The organism is Thalassotalea sp. Y01 (assembly GCF_012932945.1).
Taxonomy (GTDB): domain Bacteria; phylum Pseudomonadota; class Gammaproteobacteria; order Enterobacterales; family Alteromonadaceae; genus Thalassotalea_A.
Genome location: NZ_JABBXG010000004.1, coordinates 193,093 through 208,189 on the forward strand (window position 1 = coordinate 193,093; position 15,097 = coordinate 208,189).

The 15,097-nt window shown below is 43.1% G+C and carries 12 protein-coding genes; 6 read left to right on the plus strand and 6 right to left on the minus strand.

Annotation, left to right across the window (positions count from 1 at the left end):
* The first annotated feature begins 15 nt into the window (after positions 1-15).
* On the plus strand, positions 16-1,119 hold the full coding sequence (locus HII16_RS07475; RefSeq protein WP_169128869.1) for a peptidoglycan DD-metalloendopeptidase family protein: 1,104 nt from the start codon (positions 16-18) through the stop codon (positions 1,117-1,119).
* A gap of 32 nt (positions 1,120-1,151) precedes the next feature.
* On the opposite strand, the gene HII16_RS07480 is transcribed toward HII16_RS07475, so the two are convergent.
* On the minus strand, positions 1,152-1,712 hold the full coding sequence (locus HII16_RS07480; RefSeq protein ID WP_169128871.1) for an RDD family protein: 561 nt from the start codon (positions 1,710-1,712) through the stop codon (positions 1,152-1,154).
* A gap of 368 nt (positions 1,713-2,080) precedes the next feature.
* Here HII16_RS07480 and HII16_RS07485 point away from each other — a divergent pair, with 368 nt between their 5' ends.
* A complete protein-coding gene (locus HII16_RS07485; RefSeq protein WP_169128873.1) occupies positions 2,081-2,896 on the plus strand; it encodes a divergent polysaccharide deacetylase family protein in 816 nt (271 codons plus the stop codon).
* A 17-nt stretch (positions 2,897-2,913) separates the two neighbouring features.
* Here HII16_RS07485 and HII16_RS07490 read toward each other — a convergent pair whose 3' ends face one another.
* Together HII16_RS07490 and prsT are read right to left on the minus strand one after the other, a co-directional pair.
* On the minus strand, positions 2,914-3,705 hold the full coding sequence (locus HII16_RS07490) for a serine protease (RefSeq protein WP_169128875.1): 792 nt from the start codon (positions 3,703-3,705) through the stop codon (positions 2,914-2,916).
* Positions 3,686-6,439, minus strand: coding sequence for an XrtA/PEP-CTERM system TPR-repeat protein PrsT (gene prsT / locus HII16_RS07495; protein WP_169128877.1), 2,754 nt, complete (start codon positions 6,437-6,439; stop codon positions 3,686-3,688). The genes HII16_RS07490 and prsT overlap by 20 nt, the downstream gene beginning before the upstream one ends.
* 126 nt (positions 6,440-6,565) lie before the next feature.
* Between prsT and xrt the strand changes: the two genes are divergently transcribed.
* The 4 genes from xrt to HII16_RS07515 all read left to right on the plus strand — a co-directional run bounded on the left by xrt (position 6,566) and on the right by HII16_RS07515 (position 11,811).
* A complete protein-coding gene (gene xrt, locus HII16_RS07500) occupies positions 6,566-7,957 on the plus strand; it encodes an exosortase (RefSeq protein ID WP_169128886.1) in 1,392 nt (463 codons plus the stop codon).
* Positions 7,941-8,855, plus strand: a complete 915-nt coding sequence (locus HII16_RS07505) for a hypothetical protein (RefSeq protein ID WP_169128888.1) — start codon at positions 7,941-7,943, stop codon at positions 8,853-8,855. Before xrt ends, HII16_RS07505 begins: the two co-directional genes overlap by 17 nt.
* 34 nt (positions 8,856-8,889) lie before the next feature.
* A complete protein-coding gene (locus HII16_RS07510) occupies positions 8,890-10,377 on the plus strand; it encodes a right-handed parallel beta-helix repeat-containing protein (protein ID WP_169128890.1) in 1,488 nt (495 codons plus the stop codon).
* Positions 10,378-10,473: 96 nt separating this feature from the next.
* A complete protein-coding gene (locus HII16_RS07515) occupies positions 10,474-11,811 on the plus strand; it encodes an alkaline phosphatase family protein (RefSeq protein ID WP_169128892.1) in 1,338 nt (445 codons plus the stop codon).
* Positions 11,812-11,818: 7 nt separating this feature from the next.
* On the opposite strand, the gene HII16_RS07520 is transcribed toward HII16_RS07515, so the two are convergent.
* The 3 genes from HII16_RS07520 to HII16_RS07530 are packed head-to-tail and all read right to left on the minus strand — an operon-like array spanning position 11,819 to position 15,097.
* Positions 11,819-13,318 carry an oligosaccharide flippase family protein gene (locus HII16_RS07520; protein ID WP_169128894.1) on the minus strand — a complete coding sequence of 500 codons (1,500 nt, stop codon included), beginning with the start codon at positions 13,316-13,318 and terminating at the stop codon, positions 11,819-11,821.
* A complete protein-coding gene (locus tag HII16_RS07525) occupies positions 13,315-14,337 on the minus strand; it encodes a glycosyltransferase family 4 protein (RefSeq protein WP_211183444.1) in 1,023 nt (340 codons plus the stop codon). Before HII16_RS07525 ends, HII16_RS07520 begins: the two co-directional genes overlap by 4 nt.
* Before the next feature lie 28 nt (positions 14,338-14,365).
* On the minus strand, positions 14,366-15,097 hold the full coding sequence (locus HII16_RS07530; RefSeq protein ID WP_169128898.1) for a hypothetical protein: 732 nt from the start codon (positions 15,095-15,097) through the stop codon (positions 14,366-14,368).

Here is a 15,097-nt window from a genome sequence, read left to right on the forward strand (position 1 = left end):
TACAGCAAAGCACTTATGCTTTGCTGTTTTTTGCCTATTTCTAGTTTGGCGACGGAACAGCAAAAGCAAGATACTCGCCAAGACCTGAGTAAAGTGAAGCAGCAAATTGCTTCACAAAAAGATCAATTACAACAGAATAATCAGCAAGTAGAAAGCATTCAAAAGCAATTGCGAAAGGACGATTTGGCCATAGCCAGTGCCGCCCGTAAGATCAAAGACACCAAGACTAAGCAAACTCAAACCCGCGCCAAAATTGCCGACTTGCGACAGCAACAACAACAGCTGCAAAAACAAAAGCAACAACAAGAAGGCTTACTCGCGGAACAAATCCGTTCAGCTTATTCATCGGGTCATCATGATTACCTTAAATTGCTGCTTAACCAGCAAAAGCCGGAGCAGGTGCAGCGCACCCTAACGTACTACAGCTACCTCAATGATGCCCGTATGCAAAGCATCGGCAACTTTCAAGATATCTTGCAACAACTGGCGGATGTCGAGCAAGAACAGCAAATACAAGCGGATAAATTGCAGTCTCTGGCACAAGAGCAAAAGCAGCAACAACAACAAATGTTAGCCAATCAAGGCGAGCGCGAAAAAACCCTTAAGTCACTCAATTCAAAAATCCTTACCTCGAAGCAGCGTTTGAACAAACTCGAAGGTGAAGAGAAGTCCTTGATTCAAACCTTGGCACGTATTCAAGCGCAGCTACAAAAACAAAAAGAGCTAACCGGTTTAAGCAAGCTCAAACGTAAACTGAAATGGCCCGTAAGAGGCCGTATCGCCCACAGCTTTGGCACCAAAAAACAAGGCTATTTACGTTGGAAAGGGGTGATGATGAATGCCCCTGTTGGCCGTGACATTAAAGCCATTCACGATGGTACCGTGTTATTTTCTGATTGGCTCAAAGGATACGGTTTGGTCATCGTGGTTGACCATGGTGACGGTTACATGAGTCTGTATGGCCATAACCAAGCACTATTGAAGAACGTAGGAGATCGTGTTGAAATTGGCGAACCAATAGCGCTTGTCGGTCAAAGTGGTGGGGTCAGCCAGTCTGGTGTGTATTTTGAAATTCGCCACAAAGGCAAACCTGTTAATCCAAAACTTTGGTGCCGTTAAAGACTTAGGTTCCGTTAAAGACTTAGGTGCCGTTAAGCAACGGCACTGACTTTACTTTTCTGTTTTACCACAACAATCGTATCCGCCATCATATCGGCAATCGCTTGGCGATTTTTATTGCTGTGCATCAGCAAAAATTCACTTAATAACCAATAACCGTAGAGATTGATGATTAGATTCATATAATCTGGTTTAAACGACTCGTGATAGGCTTCTCGAGCAAAAAAACCGAGACTTTGAAAATGAGTAAAGTCCATAGCAAACAATGCTTGTAGAGCCACTGCGCCAATTACAATGGCAAATAACATATCAATCAAACCACGCACGAACGCAGTGCGATAGGTAAAACGATTACCTTGGCGATCGAGCACGATAATGCCCATAAAGTGCTTACCAAAGGTCGCGCCGTATTTGCCATGAAAATAATAGCTGTAATACCAAAACAAGCCATAGCCGATGACGGTTGCCAATACCGCAACACTGATATCAATAAAGGCTAAAGATGACAGCAGTAGCATAGGTAAAAGTAGTATTAAGCCATCGATGGCATTGGCCATTAAACGTTGCCAAGCACTGGCATATTGATAAGACACGGCTTCTCCCCCAGAAAAAATTTGTTTATTCAACAATCAGCAGGCTTAAGCCATTTTATTATTTTTATTGCAGGTAAGCGGATTATTTGAGTCGCTTAAAACATACTCTTATTTGAACATGTAATCAATATGCAACTGAATCTTTTCGCTCTGTAACCCAGATAAATAAAGGCTTTGTTATATTTGTGAAAAAACAAAGTAAACAAGGGTTTGCACAATTTATGACTGATTGAATTACAAATATGAAAAGAGTGTGGATTTGTTTCGCAACTATGAGTTAAAGTAGGTACATGCTTGATAAAAATCAGCTGTGTGGCAAGCGATTGCCAAATAAAAAAACACACTAAATATAAAAATAAGAATTTCTCGTGCGTATACTTTTCTCCTTATTATTTATTTTTGTATCTGCAAGTGCAGCAGCCAATACAACGGGCTCAAATAAGCTGGCTATCGTCATTGACGATATTGGCTACCGCTCTTCGGATAAATCCGCTCTCGACTTGCCCAAGCAAGTCACGTTTTCGGTGCTGCCGCATACTCCGTATGGCCGACAATTGGCCGAACTTGGGAATCAACAACAACGTGAAATTCTCTTGCATGTGCCAATGGAGTCGATCAATAACTTGTTGCTTGGCCCAGGCGCCATCACCTCAAAGATGGACAAGAGCAATGTCATTAAAACCCTGCAAGCATCGATTGCCGATATACCACATATCATCGGCGTCAATAATCATATGGGCAGCCTGCTAACGCAAAAGTCTGAACCTATGTCTTGGACCATGGAAGTGCTTAAAAATAATGATTTGTTTTTCTTAGACTCAAGAACCAGTCGTTATTCGCAGGCTGAATTTGTCGCCCAACGACGCGGTGTACCAACCCTGCATCGTCATATTTTCCTCGACAATAAAATCGATGAGCAATATATCGAACAGCAATTCAAAAAGATGATTCGTATTAGTCAGAAGAATGGCGAGGCGATAGCTATTGGTCATCCGCATCCGGCGACCATGCGTGTATTGAAGCGATTGATTCCAACCTTAAGACAACACAATATTGAGTTGGTCGATTTATCGACGTTATTGCCGGCAAGTCAGTTGGTTGATAATCAACAATCCGAAAGCAATATTGATGTGACCGCGCAAACCAACCAAGCGGATCAAAGCGAACAACTTTCCCCGCAGTAAATTCTGAAATAAATCAATTAAGACGCTGCAAATACATCGATGTTATTTGCCGTTAGCAAAGCAAATAGATATTTCACCGGTATTGCGTAGGTAATACCGCTTGGTGCACTGATCACCGACTCTTTGCCGTTACGCACCAACACCTTATTAATTATCGCCACCACTTTACCTGACTCAGGCAAATAGACCGGACTGCCGCTGTTGCCCGGATAAGCCGTCGCATCAAGTTGATACACTAGTTTGGGGTTTTTCAGCTTTTTGATCATCGCAGGCGTTAATTGCTTGCTACCCGGTAATGGGATCACATCTGGGGTGATGCTGGCAATCATGCCTTTGTGAGTGACTGGATATAAGCCTAATACCGCACCAATAGGAAACCCGGTAAAGGCGATATCGCTGCCTTCTGCCAATGTTTGCTTATCGGCTAATGGAATCGGTGCCAATTTACCGCTTTGTAATTTTAACACCGCCAAATCATCAACTTCTGAAAAGGCCAATAACGTCGCTTGATGCACCTTGGCTTTTGGCCCCGTTCCAGAGAACACCACTTGTTGTTGCTTTGTTTCGGCATCAAGCCGCTGCAACACATGGTAATTGGTCACCACATAGCGACCATTACCAATCACAAACCCGGTGCCGTATAGGCGACTTTGTGGTTTGCCCGTCGGTTGATATATACCAACGCCAACAATGCCTGGCTTAATTTGCTTGATTGTCTCTATCAGCTTGCTATCAGCGTTAACCAATGGCGACAGCAAACAAGCCAGTAGGCACACCAGTGCCGTAACACTAGCCCTTATTGGTTTCATACAAGCGCACTACTTGCTGTTTATCTTCACTATCGCTGATGCTATCAAGCAGCTTTTTCGCTTGATCAAATTTTTTCAGGTGCACCAACAATTCTGCATAATGAATTTTCACTTCTTCATTATTTGGCAGCTCTTCTTGCACTCTGCGCATCAGTAAATCAGCCTGCTTGTATTCACCATTACGCATATAGGCATACGCCAGCGTATCGAGTACATGCGGATTTTCAGGTGCTAGCTTCGCCGCTTTTTGTGCCGCTCCTAGACCCAACTCTAAATCGTTTGCTTGAATTGCAGCCCAAGCCAAATTATTTTGGATAGCGAAATTATCCGGACTCTTAGTCGCCATACGTTGATAGTATTGCAATGCCGTCGCTGGATCTTGTTCCAGTTGTAGCTCGGCCAATAAGCCCTGCACCATAGCGTTATCACCATGATCGATCTGTGCTTGACGCGCTACTTGCATGGCTTTTTGATGATTACCGGTTTTTTGTAACACTCGTGCATAAGAAGAGGCGCTGGCAAAGCCTTTGTCTACCTCGTACCAATTTGCTGCACTATGAGCCGCTTTGTCCCATTGTTGCAGGCGACTTTGAATCTTGGTTGAAAGTGCCCAATAAGGTTTCGGCTCAAGTGTTTTTGGATCGATATTAGCCAAACGTTTTTCGGCTTCTCGATAGGATTTGGTCTTATACAAAAAGTTAACTTCAAAAAACTTCAGCATCGCGGCATTAGGGAATATCTCTTGGGCTTTTTTCACTTCAGTATAGGCTTGTTGGTTTTTGCCTTGATTTTCAAGCGCCATCAATAAACCCAATTGCGCGGTAAAATCCCTTGGGCTCACTTTCACCAACTTAGCGAAGGTTTGCTCTGCTTTAACAAAATCTTCACTACGGATAGCCACTTTGGCTAATGCCGATAATAATCTTGGATCATCATCAAACTGGGTTTGTAGTCTTTCTAACTGCTGCAACGCTTGCTCTTCTTGACCAATATTGTCATAGGCTTGCGCCCGAGCAATAGCAATGGTCAGACTGTCAGGGTTGTCTTGCGATAGTTGGGTTAGGAAGTCGATGATTTTATCATCGTCAACCTTAGGCGCCATATTGACCGCGGTTCGCAACGCACCTCTGTGTTCAGGGTTTCGAGCCAAGACCTTTTCAACATGAACCAGAGCCAGGTCATATTGCTCGAGTCGATTGTTCAGTTGCGCCAAATTAAAGTGTGCGCCCATAGAATCGGGCTTAACCAGCAATGCCTGTTCAAAGGCTTGCTTGGCTTTTTCAGGTTGACCCATCTCTCGCCAAACCACACCGCGTGCCAAATAACCGCCTTCACTGTCTGGTACTTCTTCAATCCAACGGTCGGCTTCAACCATGGCCAGCTCATTGTTGTCGCTTTGCATATAGTGATAAATTAACGCCAATCGGGCTTCCGACATATTTGGGTCAATCTTTAATGCGTTATTAAGATCCTTAATACCTGAGTCATCTTCAACAGATAGTTTCAAACTACCACGGCGGCTCATCATTTCAGGGTCATCCCCTTCGATGTTCTCCAGACGTTTGATGTAATCTCTTGCTTTGTCTTTATCGCCACTGCGCAATAACTCTACTGACGCATTAGCTAAAGTCGCAAAGTCGCTAGGAGATAAGGAGTTAACGGTATCAATATTGGCAATCGCATCGTCGATATATCCCAGTCTTAACTTCACTTGAGTCAGTACCTGTTGCGCCACATGAGTTTTTGGCAGGCGATTTTCGATTTGTGCCAAATGGTGATAGGCCATTTCCATATTATCGGTTTTGTAATGGCTGATACCGGCAATAAGATTGGCTTTGTGTAGGCTTGGCATACTGGTTAGGGCGATAGTCGCATATTCAGCAGCCTCTTTATATTTACCTTCGCGTAAGCTAATTTCCGCTTTCAACTCATTAATAGACGGCGAGGTAGGCGACATCTTCAGTAATGAGCTGGTATGCATTTTAGCTTCTTCAAGCTCACCACTTTTTACCAACATATTTACGTACAGCAAGCGCACAAAAATATTGTTGCCGTGACGGTCTAAAATAGGTTTAAGCTCAGCCGCTGCGAGTTCAGCATTGTCATCAAGCGCATACAAATTTGCCAATAAAATTTTGACATCATCAAACGAGTTATCTTGGCTAACTAAAGGCTTAATTTCTTCGATGGCCTCTTTTTTCTGACCTTCATTGGCCGCCATCCAAGCTTTTGCCATGGTAAAATACACAGAGTCTTCTGTGCCTTCTTTCATCACTCTAGCCAATAGTTCAAAACCATCATTAAAGCGACTCAAGTAGGTTAAACCAATACCCGCGACGGCTAATAATTCGGTTTTCTTTTCAGGATGGAGCTGGGCAACGCGCTCATCATTAGTCCATTCGAGGACACGATCGGATTCTGCTTTAAGTAAGGCAATACGAACTTGCAGGATCATAATGCGATTGATATCAAAACCGTTATCAAGACTGCGCTGAAATTCTTTTTCAGCACCATCAAAATTGCCAGTTTGCATATACATTTGTGCCAAGATAAATCTGGCATCATTAGATTTAGGCTCGAGTTGAATCGCATTCTTTAATTCGACGATTGCAGCCGAAACTTCATTTTGCTCAATGTATGCCAGTGCGGATTGGACATATTCATCTGCGGTCTTTTGGCCTGAGCACGCCACTAGAGCGGCAACCAAGAGTGCCGGTTTTAACGTTTTTAGCATCCCACTTCCTTGAAGTTCTGTTGATTATTATTCGAACAATGAAAGTATAGATGAAATTTTCAAAGTTATGAGCTAGACCTAATGTAAAGCGTTTTAAAACCTAACTTAAACAAAAACAACAATAGCATGATGAATTTCCGGGTAGCACCGCTGATGCTGATCGCACTGATATTTTTGAGTGTTGCCATCGTCAATCAGCAAATAACCATAACCATATGGCGTCATAGCTTTGATGACGGCAGCTATTCGCACGCCTATCTGATCCCGTTCATTGTTGCCTTTATGTTTTGGCAACTACAAAAACGTGGCGAGTTAATCTCTCGTCAGGCGTTGAGTTTGCCTGCCTGCGTTATTTTTATCGGCGTTGGCATACTGTTATTTATTTCGGTACGAGCACAGCTCAGTCTCGGTTACTGGTTGTCGATGTTATTATTGTGTGTTAGTGGCATTATGTTGTTTTTTCGCTGCAATATCGCCACACTTGCCACCAGTTTCTACCCTATCTATTTGCTTCCAGTATGGGGCGGCTTTACTGATATATTGCAATCGATTTCTGTCGTTGCAACCGGCGTATTATTAAGTTTTTCAGGCATACCGTTCTTCATTGAGCAAGAGTTGGTCACCATTCCCGCTGGCATATTTAAAATTGCAAACGGCTGCAGTGGCTTACGCTATTTATTGGTGTCACTGGCATTGGCACATCTGTATATTTTGCTGTACTTGCGCCATTGGCAAAGCGCGGTGAAATTTTTGGCGGTGGCCATTGCTGGTGCATTGTTGACCAACTGGATACGCATCACCGCATTGATATTGGTCGGTGAATATACGCAAATGACATCGGATCTAATTGACGATCATAATAACTTTGGTTGGTATCTGTATATTCCATTCCTGTTCATTTTATTTAAATACGGTACGCATCTTGAGAACGCTATAGCCAAAAAGCAAAGCCAAGAGCAAAGCCAGCAAGACGAAGAGGCTAACAGCAGCAAGCCGGTCGCTAGCGTATCACTGCCAACAGTATCGGTGTTTATTATTGGTTTGTTTTTGTCGTCTTCATTTTTAGCGACTGTGCACAAGTCAACACAAGTGTTGACGCAAATAGAGACCTTACCGTCACCTCAAATTAGCTATTTTTCATCCATTGACGTCAAACAAAGCGAAACCGACATACAAAAAACTATTGAATATCGGATTTGGTTTGACTGCAAAGAATTAGATTGTAAGCCGGATTTTTATCTTAACAAAATTATCCCTGAAGGCTGGCACGTTGTGCGCCGCTATCAAAACGAGCAGGGCAACCAAGTGATTGTGCGCCGCGGTAGTGACGAAGCAAAAATCACCTATCGTTACCAATTACATGATGCGCAATTTACCAGTTCACTGGCACTGAAATTAGCCAGACTAAAACATTTTATGACAACGGATAGCCGCAGCAGCATCCATTGGCAAATGTCTCGATGTAAAACCACGCAATGCCTTGAACAAGAGAAGATAGCGAATGAAGCCACAATGTAAGCGTGTGCTTATTTTTGGCAATGGGCGTCTGATTGAACAATGGCGGCAAATGACCAAAGACGTCGAGCAAATAAAATACTGTAGCAACTATGACGAATTGGCTCAGTACCCAGTCAAAGACAGCGCCGTGTTATTTGCCAAAGTCGATTTACTGCTCGGCATTAAATTAGCCTTACGCTTTAAACTCAAAGGCTACCCAAAGGTGATGCGGCGATGGATGGGTACCGATGTGCTAAACCTGAAAAAACTCAGTGCATGGCAACGACTTTGGGCGCTACCTATTCTAAAAACGACATTGGATTGTAATCTTGTCTCCGCTTCATGGCTTGGCGATGATTTGCATAACATGGGGTTTAAAAACATTAACTCCTGGGAAGCACCGTCGCCACTGTATTATCAGTGTTTGCAATTAACGGAACAACACATTAAGCACAGATGGCAGCAAAAGCCAAAGACCATCATCATTTACTCGAATGAGCACAGGGAATGGCTTTATAAAACTCAACAAATGATTGAATTAGCCGAAAAGCTACCTGAATATCAGTTCATTTTTGTCGGTCATCCAGATAAACAACTCGGCCAATCCCACAACGTAAAATCAATAGGCATCGTTGACCAAGAGCAGATGCATGAATTGTATTCGCAGGGCCATTTTTTAATTCGCATCACTAGCCACGACGGCTATTCACGCATGGTGGTTGAAGCACAGCAATATGGCCTGCAAGTGATCAGTAACTACCCGCGCGTTCATGGGCATTTTGCAAAAAGCAATGAACAAATAATTGATGTACTCGATTCAATCAACGGCGCTAATCCTGATGCCCGTCGCTATGCATTGGATCAATTTACACCGGAAAAATGGACACAAACCTTGCTAACGCAACTGGCTGCCAGCTGATTGTCTGCAATACTTAACAAAGAGGTTGTTAACTATGCTTTTTATGCGAAATTTTGCCATTATCTTGCTTTGCTCGATGGCTTGCCACACTGGCAAAGCCTATGGCACGGATACGCCACCTCTGTGTGAACCTGAGCCGAAACATCAGCAGACTTATTACGTCGCCCTTGATGGCCATGACTACAAAGGTAAAGGCACTATCAATAACCCTTGGCGCAATATTGCCTTTGCGGTATTTAAAGCCCAAGACGATAGCCTGATTGTGGTCCGCCCCGGAGTCTATGAAGGCCCAGTTAAAATCAGTAAGACTTTTAAAAAAGGCATCACCATCAAATCCGAAGTGCCTTATGGCGCTAAACTAACCGCGCAAAAACGGGTATTGGCGCTGGTAAAGGCTGCTGCAAACATTCGTATTCAAGGCTTTGAGATTTCCCATAAAGGGCCAGGTGCTCGCCCGGTGGTGGTGCACATTGATGCTTGGGGCACGGAAAACGTACATGGTATTAGCCTAGTTAACAACATCATTCACGATAGCTATAACAATGATTTGTTAAAGATAAACTATGGCGCGCACAACATTTTGATCAATTGCAATATGTTCTATAACCAGGGCAATTCAGACGAGCATATCGATATTAATTCGGTTGCTGATGTCCACGTTCGCCATAATGTGTTTTTTAATGACTTTCCCGCAAGCAATCGCGAAATAACGAAGAAATCATCCAGTTACATAGTTATCAAAGACAGTAATAACGAAGATGACCGCTTCTTTGGTAGTACCAACATTAATATTGATGGCAATATTTTCTTTAATTGGCAAGGTTCACATGGCCATGGGTTTATCTTAGTCGGCGAAGACGGCAAGCCTTACTTCGAAGCCGAAGACATCAACATATTCAATAACTTACTTATTGGTAACAGTAAGATTTCGATGCGCTCACCGTTTGCCGTAAAAGGCGCTCACAAAATAAACTTTGATTACAACACCGTGATCGGTGACTTACCCAGTAATGCCTATGCGCTGCGAGTCAGTGTCGAAGGCAACAATAAGGTGCCAACTGACATTAACATGCGTTACAACATTTATTCCGACGCCACAGGCACCATGGGCTCGGGTGATTATCAAATGAGCAATGACTTCACCGATACCGAATATGGTGATGTGGATGACTATCTGCTTAGCAATAATATCGTTTTTAATGGCGAAAAAGGCGCACCGTATTCACTACTTGATGTTGTTAATGCCAGTGATGATGACGATCTGCGCGAATTTGATACTGGCATCACATTGCAACAAACCTTAGTGTCGCCAATTTACCTAAGTAAAAGCAAAAGCTTTGCCGATGGTTCGACTTCAATAGAGCAGGTATTTAAGAAAATCATCAATGATTTGACACCGCCGAAGCAGCCGCAAAAGCTGGCGCTAGATGAGTCAAAAGCAGTGCCATTACACGATATATTAGGTCGTCCACGCACACCGCCGTACAGTATTGGCGCGATCGAATATGAGGAAAATAAGTAGTCGATGAAATTTACTAAACCGCTGGGCCTTGTTGATTTAGCGAAGATGCTATCTAAGGTCTACACTTTAAAAAAATAACCATTTTCTGGGGTTACCGTGAAATCTAAAAAAGTCATTTTGGTTGAGTTTAATGAGCTCTGTCCTAGCCTTATAGATAAGTTTTGTCAGCAAGGCAAACTTCCCAATTTTTCGCGCTTAGCAGCGCAAAGCCAAAAATTTATCACCGATGCTAACTGTGACATTGAATACTTAGAACCTTGGATCCAATGGGTTACCTTACATACTGGGGTTGCCTATGATGAACATAAGGTATTTCGTTTAGGCGAAGCGCAAAACCTCAAACAAAGCTCGATATGGGATCGCTTATCGAAAAAAGGCCTTCGCTCTTGGTTATGCGGAGGCATGAACATTAAATACGACAGCAATGACCCTAATATTTGGGCATTACCAGACCCTTGGAGTCTGGACAGCAAAGCGTCTCCAGCAGAATTTAATACGTTTTTCAATTTTGTTCGAGCCAACGTGCAGGAACATTCCAATGAAAAATTTCAACTGGGTGCAGCAAGCTATCTGCAATTTTTAAGCTTTATGCTGCGCCGTGGTTTATCCATCGCCACCATTAAGCATATTGCCTCGGTATTTTGGAAACGCTACACCGGCGACTCGTGCGCCTGGCGCAAAGCCACTATTCTTGATTGGTTGCAGCTTGATTTATTCAGCTATGGCTTAAAGAAATTCAACCCACATTTTTCGGTATTTTTCTCTAATTCAACGGCGCATTTTCAACATAAATACTGGCGCTATATGGAGCCGCAAAAATTCGCGGTAAAAGCCAGTGAAAAAGAGTTAGAAGAGTTTGGTAGTGCCATCGAATATGCCTATCAAAATCATGACCAATTATTAGGTCGAATTATGAAAATGGCCGATAAAGATACCTGTATCGTATTATCTTCAGCATTAAGCCAACAACCGTTTACCGCCGAAGAAGAGCATGGTGGCAGACGCTTTTATCGACCAACTGATTTTGACCAGGTGGTCAGTTTATTTAACTTCGACGGATTGCTCGATGTCAGTCCTGTTATGTCACATCAGTTTCATATGCGTTTCAACGACACGCAACAAGCTGAGACCGCCTATCAGGCATTACAAGGCGTTACCTTTGGCGATGGCACCCCATTTCTTAAACTGGTTCTAGAAGACGATAAGGTCTTCGCTGGCTGTGCCGCGAATAGCTTAATCGATGAAGACAGTGAATTTGTTATTGACGGTCAGCGCCATAGATTCTTTGACTATTTCTATATGGCGGACAATATCAAAAGTGGCATGCACCACCCTGATGGTATTTTTTGGGTGTCACAGCAACAAGCCAGTGACAGCAATGCAGAACGCATTAAGTTAACGCAAGCGACGTCGTTAATTCTTGAACAATTTTAATCGCTGATTATTCTGGCGTTAAACGCTGGCTCGCCCAACGAAAGTAGATTTTAAGAGGTTGTGGCGACTTGCGTTGTAAGGAATGAAATAAGCGCTGCCCCGTGGTATCAAAGGCGCGGAAAAATACCAGTAAATGTACGTAGCCAATAATAAACACTATGCTTCCGGGTATTACGCGCCACCAACCATCTATATAGCGATTCAAAAACATCACCACAAGTGCCATGCATATACCTGGAATAAGGATGCGTAACAAGCTTGTTATTGGCATCATTTTATAATCAAACGGTTTAGCAAATCGCATATAACCAATCAATTGCACGATCGACAAGCTGCCATAGACCCAAACCGCCGCCATCAAGCCATAATTACTGACTAACAGCAGGCTAAGCAAACACATCAAGGCAAACACCCCTGCGTTTACCCAGGCAAGCACATCTTGCTTGTCATGGCTTATCAAGGTCAAATTAGCTCCCTCTTTTAATAAGCCAATAAATTTGAAAAACATCAACCATTGCAATGGTTGCACCGCTGCCATATAACGCTCACCATACAACAGAGCAATCACTTCTTTGGCGTAGATAATCAGCGGAAATATCACCAGACCAGCGAGAATAATCAAATAGCGTTCAGCTTGTAACACTTCACCGACGGCGGCCTTGTTTTCTCTGGCAACGACAATCTTAGGTAGCAAAATCTCTTTGTAGATACCCGGTACCAATGTTATTGCCGCGCCGGAGAGAATAAAGGCGATGTTAAAAAAGCCCGCGGCTTCGAGAAAATCACTGCTTTGTAATACCAATACCTGACTTTGACGAAAGGTAAAGCCGGCAAAAATCACCACAAAAGTGGCACTGATCATCTGTTTGATAAAGCGGCTTCGATAGTGTTGCTCAAATTGCTCATTAAACTGCGCACTGGGCAGGTCATTGCTAATACGAATTACCACCAGCCAAAACAATAAACAGGTGACCGCGTAAATAATTAAGAAATTAGTCAATCCCGGTAATAACACCGCACAGATGATCACCGCCAATAGGTTAAGAGGGTTTACAATCAAACTTACCAAGGCAACTTTATCAAAACGGCGAATGCCTTTCATTATCGCCAAATTCAACATGTAACGCGCTTTAAATGACGCACCCAACAGAATAAACGCCACCAAACTAGCGGAAACACCAAAGTCAAAATCAAACCAAATCACCAAGGCAATAATGCTAATGGCGATACACAGGCGTATTAAAAACAAGCGATTCACTAAGTGAAAAAATGCCGCTAAGTAATCCGGCGCTTTGTGCTTCACTTCGGCAACAAACTTGGTGACATTGATGTTCATGCCAGCGTTAACCGACAGGGTAAAAACACTGGCAACAAAAATAATGCTGGAATACAAACCGTATTCAGTGGTAGTCAATGAACGGGCAATGGTGATCGATATCAGCATGCCACAGATGTACTCACTGTATAAGTGAAAACCAGCCATTGCGGTTTGCATTATGGCTCTCATGACTGGTAAACCTGATGATAATTTTGTGCGCAAACATCCATGGTAAAGTGAGCAAAAAAGTACTCTTTACAATGGGTCGCAGCCTGCTCTAGTTTAGCGGGCTCGGTAATCACATCATTGATGATTCGCGCCAGTGCATCACTGTCTGCATACTCATAAAGCCAGCCTGTTTGTTGCGGTTTTACCAATTCAACATTACCCCCAACACGACTAGCAACACAGGGTACGCCACAGCTAAATGCTTCAAGAATAACCAGAGATAAACCTTCGGTTTCTGAGGTGACGACTAACAGATCGGCGGTTTGATATATTTTCTCTCTATCTTGCACATTGCCGTGAAAGTGGCTGATTTGCTCAAGCCCAAAGGCCGCTGCACGCTGCTTATTTTGTGCCATTAAAGGGCCGTCGCCATAAAAATTCACCGCCAGTTTTTGTCGACTCGGTAGCGGTAATTTACTGATCGCTTCAATTAGCACATGTTGCGATTTTAAGGCGACAAAGCGCCCCACATGAACGATGTTTAATAACCCTTGCTCGCGATCTTTTTCGCGGCTGATATCAATCGCCGACAAGCCATTTAACACCACTTGGGTTTTATCTTGGTATTGAGGATAGTGTTTGACGAATTTTTTTTGCGCAGCGTCACTAACAAAGATGGCTTTATGCAATCGCATAAACACCAATCGATACAATACTCGCCACTTAAGACTCAGTAATGGGTGTTGGTTATGGCGGGTGTAAACCATTTTCGCTGTTAAACCGATGAGCGCTAATGTGACTCTTAATAAACAGTAACTTGAGTGTACATGAACAACATCGGCGTCTTGGCATATCGCTCTTATTTGCCCTACCTTGCTCGCTAATAGCAGTTTTTGTGAGCTGTTGTTAACTTGCTCAAATAGCGCATCAGAGCTTTGTCCCATGGATAATATGATGCTGTCGTCACCCATCTGCTGACGTTGAAAACAGGCAAGATCAACGACAAAGCGTTCAGCTCCTCCCATATTCAAACTACTCACCACATGCACTATCTTCATTGTCGTTTTATCAATTCAGCTGCCAATCAACACGATATGGCTTGAAGCCCATCTTCTTTTTAAATCGTTTTAAGTTATCACTGGCACCAAAAAATGAACCATAGGCATAGAAATTTACCTGTGGATGGCGTTCGGTAATGTCTTGGTAGGCATCAATAATAAGCTGTGGCACCACCCCGAGTTTTTGTACATCGGCGTGACCGTAGATATGCTCAAGCATGCACAACTGACCGGCAATTAAAAACCCAGCATAAGCAACGAGCTTTTGGTCTTCATCGAAAACGCCGTAATAACAATAGTCATGATACTCATTGTTACTATTGTGGATGGTGCGCTCATGCGGTCTTTGGCTGATAAAGTCAGCCGGCATTTTGCCTTGTCGAACTTTAGCCGATTTGCGAATATCCCAAATATCGTCCAAATGTTCGTTGAAATTAATTGGCCGGGTTTCATAGTTAAAACGCACCGCTTTGCGATAATTGCGTCTGGCAGAACTTTCGATACTCATGAAGTAGTCTTTGTCCGCCTCAGGTGCCGCAAATAAGGCCACACCGTATTGCAACTGCCGCACTAAAAAGTACTTGTTGTGTCGCGACATCGCATTACTATAAAACTCTTCAGTGATCTGTTTAAAAAACGGATCATTGCTGCCTGTTTTATCCAACTGCAAGTCTATAGATACGCTGGGCATATCCATCATTTGCTTGAAAATTGATATAGCTTTCTTAAATTTTTCTTTCAT

Coding starts and splice junctions, on each gene's coding strand:
- HII16_RS07505 (WP_169128888.1), top strand. CDS start 7,941: ATGAAGCCACAATGTAAGCGTGTGCTTATTTTTGGCAATGGGCGTCTG.
- HII16_RS07530 (WP_169128898.1), bottom strand. CDS start 15,097: ATGAAAGAAAAATTTAAGAAAGCTATATCAATTTTCAAGCAAATGATG.
- xrt (WP_169128886.1), top strand. CDS start 6,566: ATGATGAATTTCCGGGTAGCACCGCTGATGCTGATCGCACTGATATTT.
- HII16_RS07475 (WP_169128869.1), top strand. CDS start 16: ATGCTTTGCTGTTTTTTGCCTATTTCTAGTTTGGCGACGGAACAGCAA.
- HII16_RS07490 (WP_169128875.1), bottom strand. CDS start 3,705: ATGAAACCAATAAGGGCTAGTGTTACGGCACTGGTGTGCCTACTGGCT.
- HII16_RS07510 (WP_169128890.1), top strand. CDS start 8,890: ATGCTTTTTATGCGAAATTTTGCCATTATCTTGCTTTGCTCGATGGCT.
- HII16_RS07520 (WP_169128894.1), bottom strand. CDS start 13,318: ATGAGAGCCATAATGCAAACCGCAATGGCTGGTTTTCACTTATACAGT.
- prsT (WP_169128877.1), bottom strand. CDS start 6,439: ATGCTAAAAACGTTAAAACCGGCACTCTTGGTTGCCGCTCTAGTGGCG.